Here is a 24,577-nt window from a genome sequence, read left to right on the forward strand (position 1 = left end):
CGTTCTCGTAGGTGGTGAGGTGGTCGAGCAGGCGGAAATCCTGGAACACCACGCCCATGCGCCGCCGCAGGCCCGTGAGCGCGGCGCTGGAGATGGCGCTGACCTCGTTGCCGAACACCGAGACCAGCCCGCGCGTCGGGCGCACCGAGAGCAGGATCAGGCGCAGCAGGGTGGTCTTGCCGGCGCCCGAGGGCCCGGTGAGGAACTGGAACGAGCGCGGCCGGATGCGGAAGCTGACGTCCGAGAGCACCTCCGGCCCGAGGCCGTAGCGCATGCCGACGTTCTCGAACCGCACCACGGGCCCTTCCGCCCCGGAGAGCAGGCTTTTCGTCGTCACCGGTTCGCGCAAGGGCCCCGATCGCTCCCGTTTCGTCCCGTCCGAGGGGGATGGGCGCCGCGCACGGCCATTTCAAGTCCGGCTCCGCCGCCGCGCCCGGCCGGTCGCGAGACCATCGCCGCGGACGGCGTCGGCCCCGGCCGTTTCACCGGAGCTTAACCCTAACCGGCGATGATCGCTCAAGGGTTTTCGCCGCAGGCCTCCCGGGGCGGCGGCCACCGAGCGAGCGTGCCGCGTATGATGATCGTCTGCCCGACCTGCGCGAGCGCGTACCGGATCGAGGCCGGCCGGGTCGGGATGGAGGGCCGCTCGGTCCGCTGCGCCGCCTGCCGCGAGACCTGGTTCGTGTCGCCGGCCGAGGTGCTCGCCGCCCACGCGGCCGAGCTCGACGCGGATCAAGCCCCCGAGGCCGGCGCGGACGCGGCCTCCGAGGATGCCTGGGCGGAGGCCGCGGCCGCCGTGCGCAGCACCTCGGCGGAGGCGACCATCGACAACGTCCCCGCCCCGCCGCGGGGCGCGCGCACGAAGAAGGCCAAGCCCGGCTACAAGCCCTTGGGCAAGGGCCGAAGCATCGCCGGGCTGTCGCCGGCGCTGGCTGCCGGCCTCGTGGTGCTGGCGGCCCTCCCGCTCGCGTGCCTCGCCCGCGTGCCGGTGGTGACGGCGCTGCCGCAGTCGGCCGGCCTCTTCGCCCGCATCGGCCTGCCGGTGAACCTGCGCGGCCTGGAGATCCGGGACGTCGCCGCGTTCCGCAACCCCGCCGACGGCGAGCGGCCGGCGGAGCTGGTGGTCGAGGGCGACCTCGTCGGCATCGCCCAGGACGCGGCCGCGGTGCCGCCGATCACCGTGGCGCTGCGCGACGCCGCCGAGCGCGTCGTGCGGACCTACACGATCGCCCCGCCGCGGAGCCGGCTCGGCCAGGGCGAGACCGCCCGGTTCTCCGCCCGCTTCCCCGACCCGCCGGTGCAGGCGCGCGCGCTGGAGTTGCGCTTCGCCGACGCCGCCACGGCCGGGCGGCGCACGGAGGCCGCGCACTGACGGCTTTTTGCAGCCCGACCGTGGCCGTACCCGGTCGGAATAGGCTATGGAGAGGCATGACCAGCGCATCCCGACGCGTCCGCGTCCTGTTCGACGAAGCCACCATCGCGCAGCGCAACGAGACGCTGGCCCGCGACATCCTCGCCGCCCGCCCCGAGAACCTCCTCGTGGTGGCGGTGCTGAAGGGCAGCTTCATGTTCGCCGCCGACCTGCTGCGGGCGCTGCACCGGGTCGGGCTGGCGCCGCAGGTCGAGTTCGTCCACCTGTCGAGCTACCGCAGCGGCACGGTCTCCTCCGGCCAGGTCGAGATCCTGCGCGACGTGCAGAGCGAGGTGCGCGGCCGCGACGTGCTGCTGGTCGACGACATCCTCGAATCCGGCCGCACCGTCGTCTTCGCCAAGGACCTGCTGATGGCCCGCGGCGCCAAGCGCGTGCTCACCGCGGTGCTGCTGGAAAAACCCGGAAAGCGCGCGGTGACGATCGACGCCGACTTCGTCGGCTTCACCTGCCCGGACGCCTTCGTCGTCGGCTACGGCATGGACGCGGCCCACGCCTTCCGGCAACTGCCCTTCGTCGGCGTCGTCGATTACGACAGCCCCGACCCCGACCTGTTCGGGGGCGCCTGACGCGGCGGGAGACGCGGCATTTTCGCGACCGAGGGAAGCGGGCGGGCCTTCCGCCGAGACAGATCTTGACAGGCCGCCGTGCATTCAGGCGACTTTCCCCACAGGATGAACTAGAAGGTTTCTCCCGACCCGAAAGGCGATCACGGACGACATGGCGCGCATCCTCCTGGTGGATGACGAAGAGACGGTCAGGGGCTTCCTCAAGCGGGGTCTGGAGATCGACGGCCACGCCGTCGTCACGGCGATCGACGGCAGCGACGGGCTCGACCGGCTCAACGAGGCGGAGGGCGGCTTCGACCTGATGCTCACCGACATCCGGATGCCGCTGATGGACGGCATTGCGCTGGCGCTCGCCGCCAAGCGCGACTTCCCCGACCTGACGATCCTGCTGATGACGGGCTTCGCTGACCAGCGCGAGCGCGCCCGCGGCCTCGACGCCATCGTCACCGACGTGCTGACCAAGCCGTTCTCGCTCGCCGACCTCCGCGCCACCGTGAGCCGGGCACTCGCCGCCTGAGGCGGGCCCCGCGAGCCGTGACGGATCGCGGCGCGGGGCCTCGGCGGCACGGGGCGGGTCGCGCGCCCTCCGGTTATGGCCAGCTCAGGCTGCGCGGATCGCGGCCGCCACGGCATCCGGGTATTCCTCGTGCGGGCTGAGCGCGCCCGGCACCGGCCGGCCCGAGACTTGGCTGTGCGAGACCCGGCCGGCGGCGATCAGCGCGTCCATCTCGGCGCCGGAGCGGCGCGGCGCGCGCTCCGGGCGCAGCACTAGCACCGGCGGCAGGCCGTCGCCGAACAGGTCGAGGAAGGCGGCGCGCGTCGCCACCGGGTCGAGCCCGCCGGTGACGAAGGCCGCGGTGCCGAAGCGCGCGCCGGGCTGGCGGGTGACCGCGTGCTTGTCGGCCACCAGCGCCGCGGTGACGTGGCCGGGATCGGCGTAGACGTGGGCGCGCAGCATCCGCCCGATCACCCTGGGCCGGATGTTGAGGGCGTAGAGCGCGTCGCCGATGAGCGGCGCCTCGACGGCGCGGCGGATCGCCGTGAACAGGCTCCGGCGCTCCGGCCCCATCGCGGTCGGCAGCGGGCCGCGCCACGTCGGCGCCACCAGCACGAGCGCCCGGAACGCGTCCGGGTGCCGGCGGGCGGCGGCTGCGAGGTAGCCCGCCCCGTGGCCGGCCGCGATCCCCAGCGCGTAGGGGCCGGGCGCGGCGGCGAGAAGCGCGTCGAGGAAGGCGTGCAGGGTCTCGGGCGTCAGCAGCAGCCGCGCCCGGGGATGGGCGCCGAAGCCCGGCCAGTCCGGGATCAGGCAGCGATGGTCACTGAGCGCGGCGGCGAGCCCGCGCATCTCGGCGCGGGACGAGATCGTCGAGAGCGCCGGCAGCAGCAGGGTCTCCGGGCCCTGCCCGGCGACGTCGCAGGGCGTCGGCACGGCGCGGCCGGCGACGACGAGAGCGAGGGTGCGGGTCTCCATCGGCAGCGATCGTCCCGGACGCTCAGGTGCGCAGCAGGTCGTTGATGGCGGTCTTGGCGCGGGTGCCGGCATCGACGCGCTTGACGATGACGGCGCAGTACAGCCCCGGACCGGGCGAACCGTCCGGCAGCGCCCTGCCCGGCATCGTGCCCGAGACGACGACCGAGTAGGGCGGCACGCGGCCGTAGAACACCTCGCCGGTGGTGCGGTCGACGATGCGGGTCGAGGCGCCGATGTAGACGCCCATCGAGAGCACGCTGCCCTCGCCGACGATCACCCCCTCCGCGACCTCGGCCCGCGCGCCGACGAAGCAGTTGTCCTCGATGATGACGGGGTTGGCCTGGAGCGGCTCCAGCACCCCGGCGATACCGGCGCCGCCCGAGATGTGGCAGTTCTCCCCGACCTGCGCGCAGGAGCCGATCGTCACCCAGGTGTCGACCATCGTGCCGGCGCCGACCCGCGCGCCGAGGTTGACGAACGAGGGCATCAGGATCGCGCCCGGCGCGATGAAGGCGCCGCGGCGCACGAAGCAGCCGGGCACGGCGCGGAAGCCGCCCGCACGGAACTCGGCCTCGGTCCAGCCTTCGAACTTCGAGGGCACCTTGTCCCACCACGGCGCCCCGCCGGGGCCGCCGGGGATCGGCACCATGTCGTTGAGGCGGAACGACAGCAGCACCGCCTTCTTCAGCCACTGGTTGACCACCCAGGCGCCGTCGAGCTTCTCGGCGACGCGGGCCGCACCGGAATCGAGCAGCGCCAGCGCCGCCTCGACCGCCTCGCGCACGGGGCCGCGGGTGGTGGTGTCGATGCCGGCACGCTCGTCCCAGGCGGATTCTATGGTCTGGGCGAGATCGGCGTGGGACATCGGGCGGTTCCGGGGACTTCGGCGTGGAAGGCCGTTGCTTACAAGCGGTGCCGCGGCCTGTCACCTGAGGCGAACCGGAAGCCGGATCGCGACGTGGAATGCGGCTTCCTGCCAAAGGCCGACGTTCGCATGCGCTCAGCCTGACGGCGGATAGGCTTCGCTACGCGGCGAGCTGCGCCGCGAGCATCGCCCGCACTTCGCCGATCAGCGCCGCTTCACCCTCCCGCGGTGGTAAAAGACTGAACTCGACCTCGGGCAGTCGCGGCAGGTGTCGCATTGACCGGCATATGGCCGCCCCGGCAGGGATAGCGGACGTGTTGAGGCACGCGATGCCCAAGCCCGCCACGACGGCCGATTGCAGCCCCGCGACGCCCGAGGCGGAGTGCGCGATCACGTAAGGGACGCCCTGCGCCTCCAACACCTGCCGGACGAACCGTTGCAGCGAGCAGCCCTCCGGCAGAACCAGGAGGGGCAGCGGGTCTTGCGTCGACGGCTCGAAGCCGACGCCAGCGATCCAGTTCAAGGGCTCCCGCCTGACCGGTATGCCCTCCGGCAGGCTCCGCCCGTCGAGGATTCGCATCGAGAGTCCGAGATCGAACCCGCACCCCGGCGTCTCTTGCTCGATCTGCAGGCTCTTGCGCACGGTGACGTGCAGGCGCAGCCGGGGATAGCGGGCCTGGAGCTGCTTCAGCATGTCGGCGACCGCGTCCGGGCGGAAATAATCGGTGATCGCGAGGCGCAGTTCACCGACCAAGTTCACGCCGCGCATGTCCTCCAGCGCGCGGTCGCTCAGGTCCAGCAGCGCGCGCGTGGCGCAGCAGCCGCTCCCCGGCCGGCGTCGGGCTCACGCCCCTCTTGCCGCGATGCAGCAGTGCGATGCCGGTGAACGCTTCGAGCTTGGCGAGTTGCTCGCTCACCGCCGATTGCGATCGGCAGAGATGCGGCGCCGCTGCCGAGAGGCTACCCGCCTCGCTCACGGCGACCAACGTCCGCAGATGCTCGAGATCGAAAGGGCGCATGAGAATCCAACGGTTTTTCCGAAGTGTTTTATCAGATCTTCCTGCTTTTCCGAAATCGTCTGCGTGAGCATCCTGTCCTCCCGCAATGCACGCCACAGAGGCGACCATGCCCGGTATCATTCTGAAACTGTCCGGCGAGCCCAACCTGGATCTCGTCCGCCGTATCGTTCCGCAGATCACGGCGCTCACATGCGCCGTCCTGGAGAAGCGGCCCGAGCAGACGCTCGTCATGCTCCAGTTCGTCCCACACGATCACTGGTTCATCGACAATCGCTCTCTGATCGAGCATGGCCGAAACTCCTTCCGCCTGGAGGTCACGATCACCGACGAGACCAACACTAAGGTTCAGAAGGCGCGCTACCACCGCGAGGTCTTCGCCCTGCTGTCCGACCTGATCGGCAACCTGCACCAGCATTCCAGCGTTCACCTCGTAGATTGCCGCGCTGCCACGTATGGCTATGGCGGCCTGACGCAGGAATTCCGGCATCAGCGTGCCTGATCCCGTCTTCGATCGGGTCGGACAGGGATTCCTGTTTCCGCGCGGCGGCGGCCACTGCCGCGTCACGCGCGCTTTCATGGGCTGCGCGGAACCGACGCGCGGGCGATCGGATTGCCGCCTGCAACAGGCTTCGCGCTCGCGCGTAGCCTTCGGCAGCGCGGATTTCGGGCGTGGGTGCGGAGCGACGGGGCGACATGAGACACAAGGCGTTGCGCGATCAGGTGATCGTCGTCACCGGGGCGTCCTCCGGCATCGGACTGGCGACCGTGCGCATGGCCGCCGAGCGCGGGGCCCGCGTAGTGCTCGCCGCCCGCAGCGGCGACGTGCTCGCGCAGGTGCAGGCCGAGATCGAGGGGGTGGGCGGCAAGGCCGTCCACGTCGTCGCCGACGTCGGCCGCCGCGCCGACGTCCAGGCGATCGCCGACAAGGCGGTCTCCGCGTTCGGCGGCTTCGACACCTGGGTCAACGTCGCGGGCCTGACCATCTACGGGCCGCTGCGCGACGTGTCGGACGAAGACAACACCCGCCTGCTGCAGACCAACCTCTGGGGCACGGTGTTCGGCTCGCTCGTCGCGGTCGAGCACCTGCGCAGGCGCGGCGGCGCGCTGATCAACCTCGGCAGCGTCGCCTCCGACCTCGCCTTCCCGTTCCAGGGCATGTACGCGGCGAGCAAGCACGCGGTGAAGGGCTTCACCGACGCCCTGCGCATGGAACTGCTGGACGAGGGCGCGCCGGTCTCGGTGACGCTGGTCAAGCCGACCTCGATCGACACGCCGCTGCCGCAGCGGGCGCGCAACTACATGGATCGCGAGCCGACGCTGCCGCCGCCGGTCTACCGGCCGGAGGAGGTCGCCAACGCCATCCTGCACGCGGCGGTGCACCCGCAGCGCGACATCGTCGTGGGCGGCGGCGGCAAGCTGTTCGTCGCGGCCAAGGAGTTCGCGCCCGGCGCCTACGACCTGCTCGCGCCGGCTATCATCGCCTTCCAGAAGCGCGGCGAGGCCCCCCGCGACCCGGCCGGCGCGCTCCACGCCCCGACCGGAGCCGGGCGGGTGCGGGGCAGCCAGCCGGGCTACGTCATGCGCACCAGTGCCTACACGCGGGCGAGCCTCCATCCCGTAGCCACCTCGGCGGCGGTGATCGGCCTCGGCCTCGTCGCGGCGCTGGCGGTCCTCGGCACGGGCAAGGCGACGGATAAGGAGACCGGCCGTTCCCGACGCGGTCCCGGCCGCGCCTCCTGAGATGACGGTCCCCACGGGCCACCGCATGGCCGACGCGCCCGGCCCGGTCCCGGACACGACGCGGACGGTGCCGCGAACGATCATCGACCTGCCCGGGGGCCGCACGATCGCCTATGCCGAGACCGGCACGGGGCCCGATCTCGTGGCGATCCACGGCACGCTGATGACCCTGGAGGACCCCTGGCTCGGGCCGGTGCCGGCACTGGCGCGGCACTTCCGGGTCGTCGCCGTCGACCGGCCGGGACACGGCCTGAGCGCGCGCGCCCGGTGGGGCGACGCCTCTGCCTGGCGCCAGGCCGAACTGATCCACGCGGCCGTGCAGGCGCTGGGCCTGCGGCGGCCGGTGATCCTCGGGCACTCCTTCGGCGCGGCCGTCGCGCTGGCCTACGGCCTGCGCTTCCCGGACGCGGTCGCCGGCGTCGTGGCGCTCGCCCCGGTCTGCTTCCCGGAACCGCGCCTGGAGCAGATGCTGTTCGGCCCACGCGCGATGCCGGGGGGTGAGGCGCTGTCGGAGACCCTCGGCAAGGTCTCGGACCCGGCGCTGCTGCCGCTCCTATGGAACACGATGTTCCTGCCGCAGACCATGCCGGCAGCCTTCGCTGGCGCGTTCCCGTTCGGGCTCGCGGGCCGGCCGTCGCAGATCCGCGCCGAGGGCGAGGACGCGCTGGCCCTGTGGCCGGGCCTCGCCCGCAGCGCCGCGGCGTACCCGTCCTGCCGGGTGCCGGTGCGCATCCTGTGCGGCGATGCCGACCTCGTGGTCAACACCCTGGCGCAGGGCGCCCTCGCGTCCCGGATGATCCCCGGCGCGCGCTTCGAGCGGCTGCCGGGCATCGGCCACATGCTGCACCACTTCCGGATCGATGCGGTGGTCGAGGCCGCCCGCGCGCTGGTCGCCTGAGCCGGACCAGCATCGGCTCAGCCCGGCGCCAGCATCGCCCGCACCCGCTCCAGGCCGACGCTCAGCCCGGACAGGTCCTCGGCGAGCCCCGCGCGGATCTCGGCCGCCGCGTCCGGGAACTCTTCCAGCACGCGGCGCATCAGGGCGGGGGTGATGCGCATCACCGCGGCCGGCTCTCGAGCCGTCGCGTCGCTCGGGCGCGCGCCGCGCACGAACAGCGCGAGCCGCCCGATCAGCGCGGAGGGGCCGGCGATGACCGGCGCAGCACCCGCTACGCGCGGCGCCAGCGCGATCGTCCCCGACATCACCACGAAGCCGCCATCCGCCGGATCGCCGCGGGCGAACAGGACGTCGCCGGGGCGCAGGACGCGGCGCTCGGCAGCGAAGGTGAGCAGGCGCAGCGCGTCCTGCCCGAAGGATTCGAACACCGGTGCGGCGGCGAGGATCGCGATGTCGTCGTCGAGGCCCAACGCGCGCCGCCTTCCTGAACCCGGTCCGATCCCGGTTGCTTACCCGACCGGGACGTGCCTTGGAACGGCCTCGGCGCGCGGCGGACCCGAACCGGCTGGGCGAGCCGTGCCCCGCCGCGACGCGCACGCCGCTTTCAGGGCAGCAGCTTGTAGCCGCCGCCCTCGGTGACGAGGATCGCGGCGAGGCCCGGGTTCGGCTCGATCTTCTGACGCAGGCGATAGATGTGGGTTTCGAGCGTGTGGGTGGTGACGTGGGCGTTGTAGCCCCAGACCTCGGCGAGCAGCGTGTCGCGGGCCACCACCGTGCGGCCGGCGCGGTAGAGGAAGCGCAGGATCGCGGTCTCCTTCTCGGTGAGCTTCAGCTTCGAGCCGCGCTCGCCGACGAGCAGCTTCGCGCCCGGCCGGAAGGTGTAGGGGCCGATCTGGAAGATCGCGTCCTCGGACGCCTCGTGGCTGCGCAGGTGCGCGCGGATGCGGGCCAGGAGGATCGCGAACTTGAACGGCTTGGTGACGTAGTCGTTGGCGCCGGCCTCCAGGCCCTCGACGGTGTCGGCCTCGGAATCCTGCGCGGTCAGCATGATGACCGGGCCCTTGAAGCCGTTGCGCCGCATCAGGCGCACCGCCTCGCGCCCGTCCATGTCCGGCAGGCCAACATCCATCACCGCGAGGTCGATCCGCTCCTGCCCGACGCGGGCGATGGCGCCGCCGGCATCGACCTCGGCGACCACCGTGAACTCCTCGCAGAGGTCGAGCTGCTCGGTCAGGGTCTCGCGCAGGATCGCGTCGTCGTCGCAGATGAGCAGGCGGTAGGCGTTGGACATCGTCCGTGGGACTCTTCGGCTGAGCACGTCGGAAACGGATCGTGCCCCGGAGGTCCGGCGCGGCGGGCGATCTCGCTCCCCAAAAACCCGGTGTTCTTCTGTCGCGGGCATACGCACCGGAATCGTGTGCTTTTCGCGGCCGGGACTCGGCGCGTACCCACGTGTCCGGACGCTCCGGCGTCGTCGCGGACCGCGCCACGCCGATGCGTGGCGATCCGGTGGTGATCGCCGCGGCCGGCCGTGGCAAGCCGGCATCCGGCCCGTCGCGCGAAAACCCATGACACAACGTCCGATTCAGCCACGAACGACCAAGGCCAAGACCCTGTCCCGCCTGCGGGTGCATCCGCGGGTCGGCGACCGGCGCAAGGGCCTGATGCAGGCGGGCGGCGCCGTGATCCCCTGCGCGCTCGGCGGCGGCGGCATCGTCCAGGTCAAGCGCGAGGGCGACGGCGGCTCGCCGCGCGGGCGCTTCCGCCTGCGCGGGGGGGCGTACCGGCCCGACCGGTTCGGGTGCCGGCCCGCCACCGCGCTGCCCCTGCGCCCGACCGCGCCCGGCGACGGCTGGTGCGACGACGCCCGCGACCGCCGCTACAACCGGCCGATCGCCCTGCCCGCGCCCGGCGTCGGCGCGGAGGCGCTGTGGCGCCAGGACGGTCTCTACGACGTGGTGATCGACCTCGACCACAACCGCGGCCCGATCCGCCCCGGCCGCGGCTCGGCGATCTTCCTGCACATCGCCCGGCCGGGCCACGCGCCGACCGAGGGCTGCGTCGCGCTGAAGCGCGACGACCTGCTGCGGCTGCTGCGGCGGCTCGGGCCGCGGACGCACCTCCTCATCGTCTGAGAGCCGTTCACCCCGCCGCCGGCACCGCAGCGGGGACTTCGTCCCGCCGCGGCGGCGCCAGCGTCAGGATCAGCGCCGCCGCGACGAGGCAGAGCGCGCCGGCGACGAAGAACGCCGGGAGGTAGCTCTGCAGCTCGGTGCGCGACAGGCCAGCGCCGAAGGCTGCCGCCGCCGCGCCGAGCTGGTGCCCGGCAAACACCCAGCCGAACACCACGTTGGCGCGCTCGCGCCCGAAGCGTTGTGCCGCGAGCTTCACCGTCGGCGGCACGGTGGCGATCCAGTCGAGGCCGTAGAACACGGCAAACACCGACAGGCCGGCAAACGAGAAGTCCGAGAACGGCAGGCACAACAGCGAGAGCCCGCGCAGGCCGTAGTACCAGAACAGGAGCCAGCGGTTGTCGTAGCGGTCCGACAGCCAGCCCGAGGCGACGGTGCCGACGAAATCGAACACCCCCATCCCGGCGAGCACGCTCGCCGCCTGCACCGGGCGCAGGCCGTAATCGGCGCAGAGCGGGATGAAGTGGGTCTGGATCAGCCCGTTGGTGCTCGCGCCGCAGATGAAGAAGGTGGCAAACAGCACCCAGAACACGTTCGTGCGCGCGGCCTCGCGCAAAGCCGCGACGGCGCCGACGGCGGGGCCCTTCGGGGCCTGCGCCGTGCCGCGCGTCTCGCCGTAGGGCAGCAGGCCGACATCCTCCGGCCGGTCGCGCAGCAGCAGGAACACCGCCGCGGCGGCGAGGCCGAGCAGCCCGCAGATGGTGAGCAAGGCCGCGCGCCAGCCGAGCGCCTCGGTGAGCGCGGCCAGGATCGGCAGCACGATGAGCTGCCCGGTGGCCGAACTCGCGGTCAGCAGGCCGACGACGAGCCCGCGCGATCGCGAGAACCAGCGCGTCGCCACCGTCGCGCCGAGCACCAGCGCGGTGAGCCCGGTGCCGATGCCGACCACCACGCCCCAGAGCAGGATGAGCTGCCACAGCCGGGTCATGGCGAGCGAGGCGAGCAGGCCCGAGGCGATCAGCGCCAGCGCCGCGAGCACGATCCGGCGCGGGCCGTAAGCGTTCATCAGGGCGGCGGCGAACGGCCCCATCAGCCCGAACAGCACGAGGCGGATGGCCAGCGCCGAGGAGATCGCGGCGGTGTCCCAGCCGAACTCCTGCTGGAGCGGCAGGATCAGCACGCCCGGCGCGCCGACGGCACCCGCCGTGACCAGCATGGTGAGGAAGGTGACGGCGGCCGCGACCCAGCCGTAATGGACGTTCCGGCGGGCGAGGAAGCCGGCGAGGTGAGCGGACACGGCCGTCGACGGGCTGGTTGCGATCATCAGCGACCTCGGTTCCCTCAGCGCGTTCCGCGGGAGGCCGGCATAGGCACACTTTAAGCCGCCGACGCCAAGGGGGCCGTTCCGAATTCCGGGCCGGTCCGCCCTGCGAACCCCGATCGATCGCTCCGCGAACCGGCTACGCCTTCGGCGTGCGCGCTCCGAAGATCGACGTGCCGACGCGGACATGGGTCGCGCCCATCTGGATCGCTGCCGGATAGTCGGCGCTCATGCCCATCGAGAGGATCGGCAGGCCGTGCCGCGCGGCGATCCCGGCGAGCAGGGCGAAGTGGGCCGAGGGCGGGTCCGCGACCGGGGGCACGCACATCAGACCGTGGATCGCGAGCCCGTGGGTGCCGCGGCATTCGGCGAGCAGCACGTCGACCGCATCCGGCGCGACGCCGCCCTTCTGCGCCTCGCCGCCGGTGTTGACCTGGATCAGGAGTTTTGGCGAACGCCCGCTCCGCGCGATCGCCTTGGCGAGCGCCTTGGCGAGCGACGGCCGGTCCAGCGCGTGGATCACGTCGAACAGCGCGACCGCGTCTTGGGCCTTGTTCGATTGCAGCGGCCCGACGAGGTGCAGTTCCACGTCTGGGTAGCGCGCCCGGAGCGCCGGCCACTTCGCCATCGATTCCTGCACGTAGTTCTCGCCGAACAGGCGCTGGCCGGCCTCCAGCGCCGGCACGATGCTCTCCGCCGGCACCGTCTTCGACACGGCGACGAGGTGCACCCCGGCCGGATCGCGCGCGCCATCCTCGGCCGCGCGCCGGATGCCGGCCCGCACCGCGCGAAGCCCGGCGGCGACGTCGGCCTCGCCGACGGGGGGGTGGTCGGCGGGCAATGGGCTGGCGTCCGTCATGAAGGGCTCCCGATGTCCTATGGTTGCGGGCTCTATCGGCCGGAACGCGGGCGCGCCATCGTTGACCGGTGCCCGCGCGGATATGCTAGTCCGCCCGCATCGATGCCGGCCTCGTCGCAAGCGGATTGCCGGCGCGCCTCATATACCGAAAAGCCATGACCGACAGCGCCCGCTCTCCCGCCCTCGAGCGGTACAACGCCAAGGAATCCGAGCCGCGCTGGCAGGCGGCCTGGGCGCAAGCGCGGCTGTTCGAGACCGACAACGCCGATCCGCGCCCGAAATACTACGTGCTGGAGATGTTCCCCTATCCGTCGGGGCGCATCCACATGGGCCACGTGCGCAACTACGCGATGGGCGACGTGGTGGCGCGCTACAAGCGGGCCAGGGGGTTTGCCGTGCTGCACCCGATGGGCTGGGACGCTTTCGGCCTACCGGCCGAGAACGCGGCGATCGAGCGCAAGGTCAACCCGCGCGACTGGACCTACGCCAACATCAGGGCGATGCGCGGGCAGTTGCAGGCGATGGGCCTGTCGCTCGACTGGAGCCGCGAGATCGCGACCTGCGATCCCGATTACTACAAGCACCAGCAGCGCATGTTCCTCGACTTCCTGGGGCGCGGCCTGGTCACGCGCCGCACCGCCAAGGTGAACTGGGACCCGGTCGACCGCACCGTGCTCGCCAACGAGCAGGTGATCGACGGCCGCGGCTGGCGTTCCGGCGCGCTGGTGGAGAGCCGCGAGCTGACGCAGTGGTTCTTCAAGATCACCGACTTCGCCCAAGACCTCTACGACGCGCTGGACGGGCTGGAGCGGTGGCCGGAGAAGGTCCGGCTGATGCAGCGGAACTGGATCGGCCGCTCGCAGGGGCTGGAGGTCCGCTTCGCGCTGACGGCGGCGGTGGCCGGCTGCGGCGCGGCGATCGCCGTCTACACCACGCGGCCCGACACCCTGTTCGGCGCGAAGTTCCTGGCCATCGCCGCCGACCATCCCGTGGCGGCCGCCCTGGCGGCCTCAGCTCCCGACCTGCAGGCCTTCATCGCGGAGTGCCGCCGCATCGGCACGGCGCAGGCGGCGATCGATACGGCGGAAAAACTCGGGTTCGACACGGGTCTGAAGGTCCGCCATCCCCTCGACCCGTCCTGGACGCTGCCGGTCTACGTAGCGAACTTCGTGCTGATGGAGTACGGCACCGGCGCCGTGTTCGGCTGCCCGGCGCACGACCAGCGCGACCTCGATTTTTCCAACCGCTACGGCCTCGGCAACACAGCCGTGGTCTGCCCGGAGGGGCAGGACGCGCAGTCCTTCGTCATCACCGACACCGCCTACGACGGCGACGGGCGGATGATCCACTCGCGCTTCCTCGACGGCATGACGACGGCGGACGCCTTCGAGGCGGTAGCGAACCGCCTCGAAGCGGAGGTGCTGTCGGGCGAGCCGGTCGCATCGCGAAAAGTGCAGTTCCGCCTGCGCGACTGGGGCGTCTCGCGCCAACGCTACTGGGGCTGCCCGATCCCGATCATCCATTGCGGCGCCTGCGGTCCGGTGCCGGTGCCGGTGGCCGACCTGCCGGTGCGGCTGCCCGAGACGGTGTCCTTCGACGAGCCCGGCAACCCGCTGGAGCGGGACCACGCGTGGCGCGACGTCCCCTGCCCGTCCTGCGGCGCGGCGGCGCGGCGCGAGACCGACACGATGGACACCTTCGTCGACTCGTCCTGGTACTACGCCCGCTTCACCGCGCCTTGGCTCGCCGAGGCGCCGACCGACCGCGGGGCGATCGACCGCTGGCTCCCCGTCGACCAGTATATCGGCGGCATCGAGCACGCGATCCTGCACCTGCTCTACGCGCGCTTCTTCATGCGCGCGATGCGCGAGACCGGCTGGTCGGGGACAGCCGAGCCGTTCGCAGGGCTGTTCACGCAGGGGATGGTCGTCCACGAGACCTACAGGGACGCGGCCGGCGCCTGGGTGGCGCCGGCCGACGTGAGGCTCGCCACGGAGGGCGGCGAGCGCCGGGCGTTCCACGCGACGACGCACGCGCCGGTCGCGATCGGCGCGATCGAGAAGATGTCGAAGTCGAGGAAGAACGTCGTCGATCCCGACGACATCATCGCCTCCTTCGGCGCCGACACGGCACGCTGGTTCATGCTCTCGGACTCGCCCCCTGAGCGCGACGTGATCTGGACGGAGGAGGGCGTGCAGGGCGCCGCCCGCTTCGTGCAGCGGGTCTGGCGGCTGGTGAACGCGGCCGCCGCGGCCGCCGGCGCAGGGAGCGCCGACGCGGCCCTGCGCAAGGCCGCGAACCGGGCGCTTTCCGCCTTCGGCGAGGACGTGGAGCGGCTGCGCTTCAACCGCTGCGTCGCCCACGTCTACACGCTCGCCAACGCCCTGGAGGAGGGTCTTCGCGCCGGCGCGGCGGAGCCGGCGGCGCGGGATGCCGCCGGCCTCCTGGTGCAGCTCATCGCGCCGATGATGCCGCACCTCGCCGAGGCCTGCTGGGAGGCGCTCGGCCGCGACGGCCTCGTGGCGCAGGCGCCCTGGCCCGACTTCGACCCGGCGCTGCTGGTCGAGGACGCGGTCACGCTCCCCGTCCAGGTCAACGGCAGGAAGCGCGCCGACGTCACGGTGCCGCAGGACGCGGACGCCGCCGCCGTCGAGGCCCTGGTGCTGGCCGACGAAGGCGTGCGGCGGGTGCTGGAGGGGCGCAGCCCCCGGAAGGTCATCGTGGTGCCGGGGCGGATCGTGAACCTCGTGGTGTGAGGGGCGATCGCAGTCCGAGGCGCGGGTTCCCTCCCCCCTCTGCGGGGGAGGGACGAGGCGGCTCGCTTTACCTGAAACGCTCAGTCGCCCGAAGCCGGCCCGTCGAGCGGATGCAGGCGGTCGGCCTCGGGGGCCGAGACCCGCACCGGCCGCGACAGCCGTCGCGCGAGGGCGGGGAGGTCCGGCGGCGGCGCCTCGGCCGGGGCGTAGAGCGCCCAGTCGAGGGCGGCTAGGCCCGCCTCGGTCGCGGGGTCGGCGCGCCAGTGGCGGGCGAGCGCCGGGTCGGCTTCCAGGGTCGCCGCGCGGAACGCCGACACGTCGCCCGCCGCCGCGGCGCGCCGGAGGGCGCGGCGGCCGCGTCCGGAGAGGCGCAGGGCCCCCGCGCCGGCCCCGAAGCCGATCAGCGCCAGCCCGAGGCCGAAGGCGGCGAGCCCCGCGGCGGCCGCGACCCACGGCGAGGCCGTCGTCGGGGGGCCAAGGTCGGTCTCGCGGTCGGGCAGGCCGCCGCCGATCTGGCGGGCCGGGATCTCGGCCTCGCGCATCGTGCGCGAGGCGGTGTCGAACCATGGGATGACGATGGCGTCGAGCGGGATGATCTCCGGCACGCCCGGCCGCACGTCCCACTGGTAGGTCGCCCGCGCCACCGGGCCCTGCGGCGTCACCAGGGTCTCGCGGGTGACCGGGCCGGCGAAGGTGAGGATGCCGCGGGTGCGCATCACCGGGCGCGGCGGCAGCCCTTCCGCGACCATGCCCTGCGCCTCGATCGTGACGATGCGCCGCGTGGTCTCGCCGAGCTTCACCGTCTCCGGGTCGGGCGCCCAGGAATCGGTGATCGTCACGTCACGCGCCGGCAGCCACCACGGCTCCTTCACGTCCGGCCCATTGCCCTCCCTGGTCCAGGCCGCGACCGGCAGGGGTATGGGGGCGGAGCGCACGTCGACGACCCGACGCGCGCCGTCGACGTTGACCGTCAGGCGGTGGTCGAACGGCTCGATGACGAAGTCGCCGGCATGGTGCGGGAACACCGCCACCACCCGGTCGAAGGCGATCGCGCTCTGGCCGTCGGGGAGCTTGGTCCTGCTCCAGCGGTCGCGGCCGAGCTGGCTCCAACTGAAGTTGGCGAGACTCGGCTGGACCACCTCCTCCAGCAGGATCGGCTGCTTGTAGACCCCGTGGATCTTGAGCAGCACCATCTCGCGGGAGAACGGCGCGGCGTTGCCGTTGCGCTCGGGCGTGACGGTGAGCGTCAGGTCGCCGGGCTCGATCTCGGCGCGGGCGGGGGTGGCGAGGAGGGCGAGGACGATCCAGAAAGCAGCCTTCCCTCGACGCGCGCGCCCTCCCCCATCTGCGGAGGAGGATGGCCCTTGCGTCAGCGAGGGTCGGGAGAGGGGAGCGACGATGCCGGAGACGGCGCTCCCCGCTCCCGACTTAGCTCGCCGGCCACCCTCCCCCGCAGGGGGAAGAGGGAAGATGCGCGTTGCGCGATTTTTGCCCAAGGCAGTCACCATGGGTTGCTCCCGGCGGGCATGCTGGTCCCGGCCTCGATGCGGCGGGTCTGCTCGGCCTTGAGGCGGAGCTTGAGGAAGCGGCCGGGGTCGTCCGGCAAGGTCTGGAGCCAGAGCCGGTCGGGGCGGATCTCGTGGGCCTCGAAGCTCTTGGTGACGCGGCGGACCTCCTGCTCGGGGGCCTCGGCCACCATCGCCGAGCCGCCGCCGGTGCGCCCGCGCCCGGCGGCGTCGCCCGCCGAGCCGCGGGCCTCGCCGCGGCCGGACTCGACCGTCTGCTGCTCGGCACGCCCGCGGCGCGCGACCTTGCTGTTGCCGGGGATCGAGGCCGACGAACTCGCCTCGCGGTTGCCGGCCAGCCCCTCGCCGCTGGAATTGGCCTGGACGGTGTCGTCCTTCTCCTGGTTGGCCGTGTTGTTGTAGCGGGCGCCGTACTGCGCCGAGCCGTTGGCGGTGCCGCCGCCCTTGCCACGGTCGATCGCCTCCGCGACGAGCTTGGCCAGGAGCGAGCGGTTGGCCTGCGCGTCGGCGTCGCGCGGGTTGAACTGGAGCGCCGCGTCGTAGGCCGCGATCGCGCCCGCGTAGTCGCCCATCCGCGCGAGCGCGTTGCCGAGGTTGTACGCGTTGCGCCGCCCGCCGTTACGGAACAGCGCCGCCGCCGCTTCGTAGCGCCCGGCCGCGTAGAGCGCGGGCCCGAGCCACGCGGGCTCGTCGAGCACGGCGACGGCGAGCGACGGCAGGCCGATCCCCATCAGCAGGCGCCCGAGGCCGGTGCGCGGCTGGGAGACCAGGGCGAGCGCGAGGAGGCCGGCGCCGGCGAGCGCCATTCCCCCGATCTGCGCCCAAAGCCGCCAGCGGCGGGAGAGGGCGGCGCGCAGCGGCATCGCCGCCGCGGAGAGGGCGTGCATCGACAGGGCCTGCATCGTCACGCGCTCCATCATCACGCGCTCCTGCGGAACAGGATCAGGGCGGGCACCATCGCGAGGAGCAGGAGCCAGCGGCCGAGGTCGGCGAAGGCGAGCACGGTGTAGCCGCCGGCCGCGAGGTGCTGCGCGGTGCTGGCGCCGACCGCGTCGAGGACCGGCGCGGGGCTCGCCAGGTCGGCCGCCGTGCCGCCCCCGGCCGCGACGACCTGGTCCAGCGCCGCGCGGTCGGGCTTCGGCGCGCCGGCTGGCAGGGACACCTGGGCGGGCACGAACAGGCCCTGCAGGCGCCAGCCCTGTTCCCGGATGGCGCGGGCCTCGCGAAGGGCCGCCTCGCCGATGCCGTCGCCGTCGGTGATCAGCACCACGTCGGCGGCGACGACCCCGGCCTCGCCGAGCGTCCGGCGGGCGAGCGCCAGCCCGCGTTCCGGGTGGCTGCCGCGGTCGGGCACGGTGTCGGCATCGAGCGCGAACAGGGTCGTGCCGAAGCTGTCGCGGTCGGTGGTCGGCGGCACCGCGAGGTAGGCGTCGCCCGCGTAGACCACGAGCGCCACGGAGCGCGTGCCCGCGGCCTCGGCGACACCTTGCGCCGTCTGGCGCAGGTCCTTGAGACCGCCGCCCTCCGTGACCGAGCGCGACAGGTCGGCGACGATCACCGTGGCGTCGAGGTTGCGGAAGGTCGCCGCGTCCTTGCGCTCCACCGCCGGGCCGGTGAGCGCGAGCGCAACGAGGCCGGCGGCGACCGCGGCCGCGAGGTTCGCCTGCCGCCGTCCGCCGAGCACCGCCCCGCGCCGCGCCATCAGCGCCATCAGCGCCGGATCGACCGCCTTCGCCCAGTCCCCGAGCGGCGCCGCGCGCGAGGCGGCACGCAGGGCGAGCAGGGCGATGACCGGCACCGCGAGCAGCCACCACGGCCGCAGCAGGGCGTAGGCGTCGAGCCCGCTCATCGGCCGGCTCCGCGAGCAGGATACGCGCGGTCGCCGGCCGAAACGCGGGTCCCCTTCCCCTTCTGCGGGCCGGCGGATGCACACACCTCCCGACGCGCTCGGATGAGGCACGGATTCCCTCGCCCCGCCTGCGGGGAGAGGCTCGGCTGCACCCCGCCGTGCAGCCGGGAAGCGCAGGCGAAGCCGAAGCGGCGGTGAGGGGACGGTTCCGGACGAGACCTATCCGGTATCGCCCCCTCACCGTCGGCTGCCGCCTCGCCGCGCCGACGACGGGGTCGTCGCGGCCCTCTCCCCGCAGGCGGGGCGAGGGGATGCGCGGCCGGCGACGCGGCAAGCGCCAAGATGTGTGAATCCGGTAGCCCGCAGAGCGGGAAGGACTGCGCGTCGGTCGAAGTGCTGATGTCTGAAGCGTCGGAAGGCCGTCGAGGAAGCCAGACGCGGGCGGCGGGACGATCGGTCCTCATCACCGCCTCCGCGAGGCGAGCAGCAGGGCGGCGCAGGCGAAGGCGAGCGTCGCCGGCCAGGGCCAGAGGTCGCGGCGCAGCGGCAGCGGCGGCGCCTTGGCGCGGCCGCCCTCGAGGGCGTCGATCGCGTCGGCCACCGCGATCAGGTCCGCGGTGGTCTTCACGCGGAACGCCGTCCCGCCGCTGAGGCGCGCCATCTCGCGCAGGGTCTCGGTGTCGACCACATCCTGCTCGCCGTCGGCGTCGGCCATGTCGCGGGGGCCGAGCGCGATGGTGTGGACTCTGATCCCGAGTTCGGCGGCCAGCGCCGCCACGTCCTTCGGCGTGGTCTGGCCGGCGTTGTTGGCGCCGTCCGAGAGCAGGATCACCGCCTTCGAGGACGCCGCCGGCCGGCCGGGACCGGTGTCCGCATCCTTCGGGTCGAGCCGGCGCAAAGCCAGCCCGAGGCCGTCGCCGATGCCGGTGGAGCGGCCGACGAGGCCGATGGTCGCCTCCTCCAGCGCGCGGGCGACGCTCGCGGTGTCGAAGGTGAGGCTGGCCGCCACGTAGGCTTGGTCGGCGAAGATCACGAGGCCGATGCGGTCGCCGGCCCGCCGCCGGATGAAGTCGGCGCCGACGCGCTTGACCGCGACGAGGCGGTTCACGGTCTCGCCGTCCAGCGCGAAGTCGCGCCGCTCCATCGAGCCGGAGAGGTCCATGGCGAGCATGATCTCGCGGCCCGATGCCGGCAGCGCGGTCGCGGGCAGGACGAGGCGGGGGCCGCTGAGCGCGACGACGAGGGCGGCCCACAGCGTCCAGATCGCCCAGGTGCGGCGCCGGCCGCGCGCCGCGACCTCGGCACCGGCCTGCGACTGCGCCACCAGGGAGGCCGGGACCCGCAGCGCCCCGCTGCCGCCCGCGGCCTCGGCCGGGATCAGCCTTCGGGCGAGCAGCGGCAGCGGCAGCAGCACCAGCGCGACCGGCGCGGCGAGATCGAACGCGGAGGCAAGCGCCGTGCCCCAGGCCGGGAGCCAGGTCACGCCTTGATCCGCCCGATCAGGCGGCCGAGCTCGGTGTCGAGCGCCGCCGGATCGGCCACGGGTCGGCGATACAGCCCGTCCACGAGGCCGCCGCCGGCACCCGCCGTGAAGAAGGTGGTCGCGAACAGCCTGTCGAGCCTTCCGGCCCAGGCCGATCCTCGCGCGGCGGCGGCCTCCTCGCCCTGAAGCGTGCGGGCGACCCGGCGCAGCAGCCGCGCCTGCGCCACGCGCCGCGCCTCCGGCTCCAGCGCGCCGGCGGCGGCCAGTTCGCGCAGGGCCGCGCGGCGGATCGTGGCGCGGGCGCGCACGCGCAGGTAGCGCACGAGCCCGACGAGCAGCGCGGCGGCGAAACCGAGCAGGATCGCGGCCACGACCGGCCCGGAGATCGCGCCAGCGGCATCGCCGGGCAGGTGCAGGCCGCGGAGGGATTCGAGGGTGGGCGCGTCGGTGGGGTTCATGGGGTGCGGACGGCCTGCGGGCGCGGCGCCCTCCCCCCTCTGCGGGAGCGGGTGGGCCTCGCGTCGGCGAGGGTCGGGAGAGGGGAGCGCCGCATCCGGACAGCGGGCTTCCCTCTCCCGACTTGGCTCGCGGGCCACCCTCTCCCCCGCACAAGTCGGGCTTGCCCGACTTGTGCTGCGGAAATACTGATCTCGGGCAAGCCCGAGATCAGTCGGGGCGAGGGAAGGTGCGCTTGGTCACAGCACCGCATCGAGCCGCTCCATCAGCGGTGCGTAGGCTTCCGGGCCGGCCTCGACGTCGAGGCGCAGGCCCGCGATGCCGCGGCGGGCGTAGTCGGCGAGCCGCTCGTCGGCGGCCGGCCGCCCGGCCTCGGCGGCCGAGCGGCCGGCCTGGACGGTGCCGCGGCGGCCGTCGGCCAGCGCGAAGGGGTAGAAGCCCGGCGGCCGCGTCCGCTCGAAGGCGTCGCTCACCAGAATCAGGCGGATCGAGAGGCGCTCGGCCAAGAGCGTCAGCAGGCGGTCGAAATCCGCGCCGGGGGTATCGAGCGCGCTGGCGATGACGAGGTGGCCGCCCGACGGCAGCAGGCTGCGGGCCAGCGTCAGCAGAGCGTCCAGCGGCGGATCGGCGGCGGCGGGCGCGGCGAGGGCGCGGGCGTGCGCGGCCGCGAGCGCGCCCGTCACCGCGGTCATCGCGCGCTCGGCACCGGCCGGGCGCAAAGCCGTCGGCTCGGTGCCGCCCGCGACGACGAGGCCGACGCGGCCGCCATCGCCGACGATGCGCCAGCCGAGCAGCGCCAGCGCCTCGGCCGCCGCCACCGAGCGCAGCGCCCGGCGGGTGCCGAACAGCATCGAGGGCCGGAAGTCGGCGAGCAGCACCACCGCGCGGTCGCGCTCGTCGTGATGGGTGCGGACGTGCAGGATGCCGGTGCGGGCGGTGCTGTTGCGGTCGATGTGGCGCCGGTCGTCGCCCTCCGACCACAGGCGCACGTCGTCGGGCTCGGAGCCGCGCCCGCGCCGCCGGGTCACGATCCCGCCGGGCAGTCCCGCCAGCGTCCGGGTCGCCGGCGAGACCCCGCGGCGGGCGAGGTGGCGCAGCCCCATCAGCGCCGCGCCGGAGAGGTGCAGGCCGGGGTCGGTATCGGGCGCGGCGGAGGCGGTCATGCCGGCGGCCATGCGCTCCCCCTCCCCCCTCTACGGGGGATGGTGGGCCTCGCGTCGGCGAGGGTCGGGAGAGGGGAGCGCCGCATCTGGACAGAGCGCTCCCCTCTCCCGACCCGCTTCGCGGGCCACCCTCCCCCGCAGAGGGGGGAGGGGGCGTCTGCGCTCGTTAAGCCCCTGCCTCTCACCCTCAGAGCGCCCGCACCCGCTGCACCAGCCCGGCGACGATGCCGCGGGTGGTCAGGTCCTCGGCCGCCGCGCGCCAAGTCAGGCCGATGCGGTGCGCGAGCGCGTCGGCGGCCAGTTCCGAGACGTCCTCGGGGATCACGTGGTCGCGGCCGCGCAGGTAGGCCCGCGCCTTGCCCGCCATCATCAGGGCGAGCGTGCCGCGAGGCGAGGCCGGGTGCTCGATCGCCGCGCGGAGGTCGGGCGCTGCCGCATCCGTGCGGGTCGCGGCGACGAGGCGCACGAGGTAGTCCTTCAGCGCCGGAGAGACGTAGGTCTTCAGCGCGGCCTCCCGCGCCGCCAGGATCTCGGCGAGCCCGAGCTTCACCGGCATCGCCTCGGCGTGGTGGTTCAGTTCGCCCTCGACGAGGTCGAGGATCTTCCGCTCGGCGGCCTCGTCCGGCATGCCGACGACGACGTGCAGCAGGAAGCGGTCGAGCTGCGCCTCCGGCAGGGGAAAAGTGCCAGCATGCTCGATCGGGTTCTGGGTCGCCACAACCATGAACGGGTCGGGCAGCGGATGGGTGTGGCCGGCGACCGTGATCTGGCCCTCCGCCATCGCTTCGAGCAGGGCCGACTGCACCTTGGGCGGGGCGCGGTTGACCTCGTCCACGAGGATCAGCGAATGGAACAGGGGGCCGGGCAGGAACTCGAAGGTGCCGGCATCCTGGCGCCACACCGTGGTGCCGGTCAGGTCGGCCGGCATCAGGTCCGGCGTGCACTGGATGCGCGCGAACGAGCCGTCGAGGCCGTCGGCGAGGCGCTTGACCGCGCGGGTCTTGGCCAGCCCCGGCGCGCCCTCGATCAGCAGGTGGCCGCCGGTGAGCAGCCCGATCAGCAGGCGCTCGACCAAGCCCTCGCAGCCGATCAGGCCGTGCTCCAGCCCGGCGCGCAGGTCGAGGATGCGGGCGCGCAGGGTGGCCGCCCGAGGATCGGCTGAGGGATCGGGCGTCGGACCGCCGGACGCCGGACGCTCGGCGAGCGCGGCGCCGCTCATGCGCGGGACGACCCGGCCGGCGGGAAGAGAGCCTTCATCCTGCACGTCTCCTCGTAGACTTGCCGTGTAGACTTGTCGTCGGACCCGGATTCTTGGGCGATCCGGTGCCCTGCCCGTGTGCCCGCTGCCCGGGGCACCCGTCAATCCCGCCCGCGGGCGGTGCGCACCTCGGGCGTCCGAGGCGGCGTCACGCAACCGTCACGCACGGGCGCGTAGGGAGGCGCGATGGTCCACCTGCCGAGCCCGCTTCCCGAGAGCGTGAATTCCGCGATCGGCCTGGTCGTCGCCTTCGCGCTCGGCACCCTGATCGGCGCGGAGCGGCAGTACCGGCAGCGGACGGCGGGCCTGCGCACGGCGGTGCTGGTGGCTGTGGGTGCGGCCGCCTTCGTCGATCTCGGCGTGCGGCTCACCGGCAACGAGGGCGGCACCCGCACGGTCGCCTACGTGATCTCCGGCATCGGCTTCCTCGGCGCCGGCGTGATCATGAAGGAGGGCATGAACGTGCGCGGCCTCAACACCGCCGCGACCCTGTGGTGCTCGGCCGCCGTCGGCGCCTTCGCGGGTGCCGACCTGCCGCTGGAGGCGTCGTTCGTCACGCTCGCGGTGCTGGCCTGCAACACCCTGCTGCGCCCGCTCGTCAACGCGATCAACCGCGCGCCCATCGACGCGAGCGCGACGGAGGCGACCTACGAGGTCCAGGTGACGACGGCCCCCGACGCCGCCGGCCCGGCCCGCGACCTCCTGGTCGAGCGCTTGGAGGCGGCGGGCTACCCGGTCGGCGGCGTCGCGGTCGAGGAGCGCGGCGAGGAACTGGTCGAGGTCGTCGCGACGCTGACCGCCACCGCGGTGGCGGCCAAGGACCTCGACGCGGTGGTGGCGGCCCTGGAGACCCAGCCCGGCATCCGCCACGCCACGTGGTCGGTGCAGACGGGGGATTGACGCGTTCGGGCTTCCCGTGCGCAACGGCCGGGCCCCGCCGCTACACGCTGGGCGAATTGCTGGGCGGAGCAGAACACCTGATCCTGCCTGACGTGCGGCGGCGCACCCTGGATGCGGGGCCGCGCTTCTCCCGCCCCGCCCCGACGCCACCTCTCCCCTCGCGGGACCGGACCTCGGCTCCGCACGGAGAATCTCCATGGCAGCACCTCGGAAGAACGCGCTCATCGTCGGGGCCTCGCGCGGCCTCGGGCTGGGGCTCGTCGAGACCTTCCTGAAGCGCGGCTGGCGCGTCACCGCGACCCAGCGCAAGCCCTCGCCCGACCTCGCGGCGCTGGCCTCCGACGCGCTGAGCGTCGAGACCGCCGACATCGACGACGACGCGGCGGTCTCGGCCCTGCACCAGCGCCTGGCCGGCCAAAGATACGATCTGGTCTTCGTGGTCGCGGGCGTGGCGACGCAGGCGCACGATCCCGCGCACGACGTCCCGCGGGCGGTGGCGGCGCAGGTCTACCTCACCAACGCGATCAGCCCGATCCGCTTCGCGGAACGCTTCCGCGATAGGCTGGCGGCCGGCGGCAGCCTCGTCCTGATGAGTTCGGTCCTCGGCAGCGTCGGGCTCAACGAATCCGGCGGCTGGGAGACCTACCGCGCGAGCAAGGCGGCCCTGAACACGCTGGCGCTCAGCTTCGAGATCCGCCACCGCGCCGAGAACCTCAGCGTCATCCTGATGCATCCGGGCTGGGTCCGCACCGAGATGGGCGGACCCGAGGCCGACATCGATGTGGAGACCAGCGTCGCCGGCATGGCCGACGTGATCGAGGCCCGGCTCGGCCGGCCCGGCACGGCCTATCTCGACTACCGCGGCGAGACGCTGGCTTGGTAG

The 24,577-nt window shown here is 73.4% G+C and carries 26 protein-coding genes; 10 read left to right on the forward strand and 16 right to left on the reverse strand.

What is annotated here, in order from left to right; translation table 11 throughout:
- A partial coding sequence (locus ACFE86_RS00470) for an ATP-binding cassette domain-containing protein (protein ID WP_375453358.1) occupies window positions 1-337 on the reverse strand: 337 nt, incomplete at its 3' end.
- Window positions 338-574: 237 nt separating this feature from the next.
- Here ACFE86_RS00470 and ACFE86_RS00475 point away from each other — a divergent pair.
- The 3 genes from ACFE86_RS00475 to ACFE86_RS00485 all read left to right on the forward strand — a co-directional run bounded on the left by ACFE86_RS00475 (window position 575) and on the right by ACFE86_RS00485 (window position 2,515).
- Window positions 575-1,372, forward strand: coding sequence for a zinc-ribbon domain-containing protein (locus ACFE86_RS00475; protein WP_375453412.1), 798 nt, complete (start codon window positions 575-577; stop codon window positions 1,370-1,372).
- 56 nt (window positions 1,373-1,428) lie between these two features.
- The gene (gene hpt / locus ACFE86_RS00480; RefSeq protein WP_375453359.1) at window positions 1,429-1,998 is read left to right on the forward strand and encodes a hypoxanthine phosphoribosyltransferase; all 570 of its coding nucleotides are present in this window, start codon (window positions 1,429-1,431) and stop codon (window positions 1,996-1,998) included.
- Window positions 1,999-2,149: 151 nt separating this feature from the next.
- Complete coding sequence (locus ACFE86_RS00485; RefSeq protein ID WP_375453360.1) at window positions 2,150-2,515, forward strand: response regulator; 366 nt, start codon at window positions 2,150-2,152, stop codon at window positions 2,513-2,515.
- A gap of 84 nt (window positions 2,516-2,599) precedes the next feature.
- On the opposite strand, the gene ACFE86_RS00490 is transcribed toward ACFE86_RS00485, so the two are convergent.
- The 4 genes from ACFE86_RS00490 to ACFE86_RS00505 form a co-directional block, all read right to left on the reverse strand.
- Window positions 2,600-3,469, reverse strand: coding sequence for an alpha/beta fold hydrolase (locus ACFE86_RS00490; RefSeq protein ID WP_375453361.1), 870 nt, complete (start codon window positions 3,467-3,469; stop codon window positions 2,600-2,602).
- 22 nt (window positions 3,470-3,491) lie between these two features.
- Window positions 3,492-4,334 carry a 2,3,4,5-tetrahydropyridine-2,6-dicarboxylate N-succinyltransferase gene (dapD, locus tag ACFE86_RS00495; protein WP_375453362.1) on the reverse strand — a complete coding sequence of 281 codons (843 nt, stop codon included), beginning with the start codon at window positions 4,332-4,334 and terminating at the stop codon, window positions 3,492-3,494.
- A 160-nt stretch (window positions 4,335-4,494) separates the two neighbouring features.
- Window positions 4,495-5,103, reverse strand: a complete 609-nt coding sequence (locus tag ACFE86_RS00500) for a LysR substrate-binding domain-containing protein (RefSeq protein ID WP_375453363.1) — start codon at window positions 5,101-5,103, stop codon at window positions 4,495-4,497.
- A complete protein-coding gene (locus ACFE86_RS00505) occupies window positions 5,078-5,461 on the reverse strand; it encodes a LysR family transcriptional regulator (protein ID WP_375453364.1) in 384 nt (127 codons plus the stop codon). The genes ACFE86_RS00500 and ACFE86_RS00505 overlap by 26 nt, the downstream gene beginning before the upstream one ends.
- Here ACFE86_RS00505 and ACFE86_RS00510 point away from each other — a divergent pair.
- The 3 genes from ACFE86_RS00510 (at window position 5,460) to ACFE86_RS00520 (ending at window position 7,991) form a co-directional block, all read left to right on the forward strand.
- Window positions 5,460-5,852, forward strand: coding sequence for a 4-oxalocrotonate tautomerase family protein (locus ACFE86_RS00510; RefSeq protein WP_375453365.1), 393 nt, complete (start codon window positions 5,460-5,462; stop codon window positions 5,850-5,852). The genes ACFE86_RS00505 and ACFE86_RS00510 overlap by 2 nt on opposite strands.
- A gap of 194 nt (window positions 5,853-6,046) precedes the next feature.
- On the forward strand, window positions 6,047-7,093 hold the full coding sequence (locus ACFE86_RS00515) for an SDR family oxidoreductase (protein ID WP_375453366.1): 1,047 nt from the start codon (window positions 6,047-6,049) through the stop codon (window positions 7,091-7,093).
- A 1-nt stretch (window position 7,094) separates the two neighbouring features.
- Window positions 7,095-7,991 carry an alpha/beta fold hydrolase gene (locus tag ACFE86_RS00520; protein WP_375453367.1) on the forward strand — a complete coding sequence of 299 codons (897 nt, stop codon included), beginning with the start codon at window positions 7,095-7,097 and terminating at the stop codon, window positions 7,989-7,991.
- Window positions 7,992-8,008: 17 nt separating this feature from the next.
- Here ACFE86_RS00520 and ACFE86_RS00525 read toward each other — a convergent pair whose 3' ends face one another.
- Both ACFE86_RS00525 and ACFE86_RS00530 read right to left on the reverse strand, forming a co-directional pair.
- The gene (locus tag ACFE86_RS00525) at window positions 8,009-8,461 is read right to left on the reverse strand and encodes a Crp/Fnr family transcriptional regulator (protein WP_375453368.1); all 453 of its coding nucleotides are present in this window, start codon (window positions 8,459-8,461) and stop codon (window positions 8,009-8,011) included.
- 134 nt (window positions 8,462-8,595) lie between these two features.
- Window positions 8,596-9,282, reverse strand: a complete 687-nt coding sequence (locus tag ACFE86_RS00530; RefSeq protein WP_375453369.1) for a response regulator transcription factor — start codon at window positions 9,280-9,282, stop codon at window positions 8,596-8,598.
- Between the two features lie 277 nt (window positions 9,283-9,559).
- On the opposite strand from ACFE86_RS00530, the gene ACFE86_RS00535 reads away from it, so the two are divergent.
- Window positions 9,560-10,126 carry a L,D-transpeptidase gene (locus ACFE86_RS00535; protein ID WP_375453370.1) on the forward strand — a complete coding sequence of 189 codons (567 nt, stop codon included), beginning with the start codon at window positions 9,560-9,562 and terminating at the stop codon, window positions 10,124-10,126.
- A 7-nt stretch (window positions 10,127-10,133) separates the two neighbouring features.
- On the opposite strand, the gene ACFE86_RS00540 is transcribed toward ACFE86_RS00535, so the two are convergent.
- Window positions 10,134-11,447 (reverse strand): MFS transporter, encoded by a 1,314-nt coding sequence (locus ACFE86_RS00540; RefSeq protein WP_375453371.1) that lies wholly within the window; start codon window positions 11,445-11,447, stop codon window positions 10,134-10,136.
- A 136-nt stretch (window positions 11,448-11,583) separates the two neighbouring features.
- Window positions 11,584-12,303, reverse strand: coding sequence for a YggS family pyridoxal phosphate-dependent enzyme (locus ACFE86_RS00545; RefSeq protein WP_375453372.1), 720 nt, complete (start codon window positions 12,301-12,303; stop codon window positions 11,584-11,586).
- 155 nt (window positions 12,304-12,458) lie between these two features.
- Between ACFE86_RS00545 and leuS the strand changes: the two genes are divergently transcribed.
- Window positions 12,459-15,059: a leucine--tRNA ligase gene (gene leuS / locus ACFE86_RS00550; protein WP_375453373.1), complete on the forward strand. Its 2,601-nt coding sequence runs from the start codon at window positions 12,459-12,461 to the stop codon at window positions 15,057-15,059.
- An 80-nt stretch (window positions 15,060-15,139) separates the two neighbouring features.
- Here the strand turns inward: leuS and ACFE86_RS00555 are convergent, their stop codons facing one another.
- The 7 genes from ACFE86_RS00555 to ACFE86_RS00585 all read right to left on the reverse strand — a co-directional run bounded on the left by ACFE86_RS00555 (window position 15,140) and on the right by ACFE86_RS00585 (window position 22,755).
- Entirely contained in the window at window positions 15,140-16,567 is a 1,428-nt protein-coding gene (locus ACFE86_RS00555) for a hypothetical protein (RefSeq protein ID WP_375453374.1), read from the reverse strand.
- The gene (locus tag ACFE86_RS00560) at window positions 16,561-17,472 is read right to left on the reverse strand and encodes a tetratricopeptide repeat protein (RefSeq protein ID WP_375453413.1); all 912 of its coding nucleotides are present in this window, start codon (window positions 17,470-17,472) and stop codon (window positions 16,561-16,563) included. The genes ACFE86_RS00555 and ACFE86_RS00560 overlap by 7 nt, the downstream gene beginning before the upstream one ends.
- 32 nt (window positions 17,473-17,504) lie before the next feature.
- Entirely contained in the window at window positions 17,505-18,434 is a 930-nt protein-coding gene (locus tag ACFE86_RS00565; RefSeq protein ID WP_375453375.1) for a VWA domain-containing protein, read from the reverse strand.
- A 463-nt stretch (window positions 18,435-18,897) separates the two neighbouring features.
- On the reverse strand, window positions 18,898-19,917 hold the full coding sequence (locus ACFE86_RS00570) for a VWA domain-containing protein (protein ID WP_375453376.1): 1,020 nt from the start codon (window positions 19,915-19,917) through the stop codon (window positions 18,898-18,900).
- Window positions 19,914-20,375, reverse strand: a complete 462-nt coding sequence (locus tag ACFE86_RS00575; RefSeq protein WP_375453377.1) for a DUF4381 family protein — start codon at window positions 20,373-20,375, stop codon at window positions 19,914-19,916. Before ACFE86_RS00575 ends, ACFE86_RS00570 begins: the two co-directional genes overlap by 4 nt.
- 237 nt (window positions 20,376-20,612) lie before the next feature.
- The gene (locus ACFE86_RS00580; RefSeq protein WP_375453414.1) at window positions 20,613-21,536 is read right to left on the reverse strand and encodes a DUF58 domain-containing protein; all 924 of its coding nucleotides are present in this window, start codon (window positions 21,534-21,536) and stop codon (window positions 20,613-20,615) included.
- A 187-nt stretch (window positions 21,537-21,723) separates the two neighbouring features.
- Window positions 21,724-22,755: an AAA family ATPase gene (locus ACFE86_RS00585; RefSeq protein WP_375453378.1), complete on the reverse strand. Its 1,032-nt coding sequence runs from the start codon at window positions 22,753-22,755 to the stop codon at window positions 21,724-21,726.
- 225 nt (window positions 22,756-22,980) lie between these two features.
- Here ACFE86_RS00585 and ACFE86_RS00590 point away from each other — a divergent pair, with 225 nt between their 5' ends.
- Together ACFE86_RS00590 and ACFE86_RS00595 are read left to right on the forward strand one after the other, a co-directional pair.
- Window positions 22,981-23,694 carry an MgtC/SapB family protein gene (locus ACFE86_RS00590; RefSeq protein WP_375453379.1) on the forward strand — a complete coding sequence of 238 codons (714 nt, stop codon included), beginning with the start codon at window positions 22,981-22,983 and terminating at the stop codon, window positions 23,692-23,694.
- A gap of 196 nt (window positions 23,695-23,890) precedes the next feature.
- On the forward strand, window positions 23,891-24,577 hold the full coding sequence (locus ACFE86_RS00595) for an SDR family oxidoreductase (protein ID WP_375453380.1): 687 nt from the start codon (window positions 23,891-23,893) through the stop codon (window positions 24,575-24,577).

The sequence above is a fragment of the uncultured Methylobacterium sp. genome, assembly GCF_964244095.1.
Taxonomy (GTDB): domain Bacteria; phylum Pseudomonadota; class Alphaproteobacteria; order Rhizobiales; family Beijerinckiaceae; genus Methylobacterium.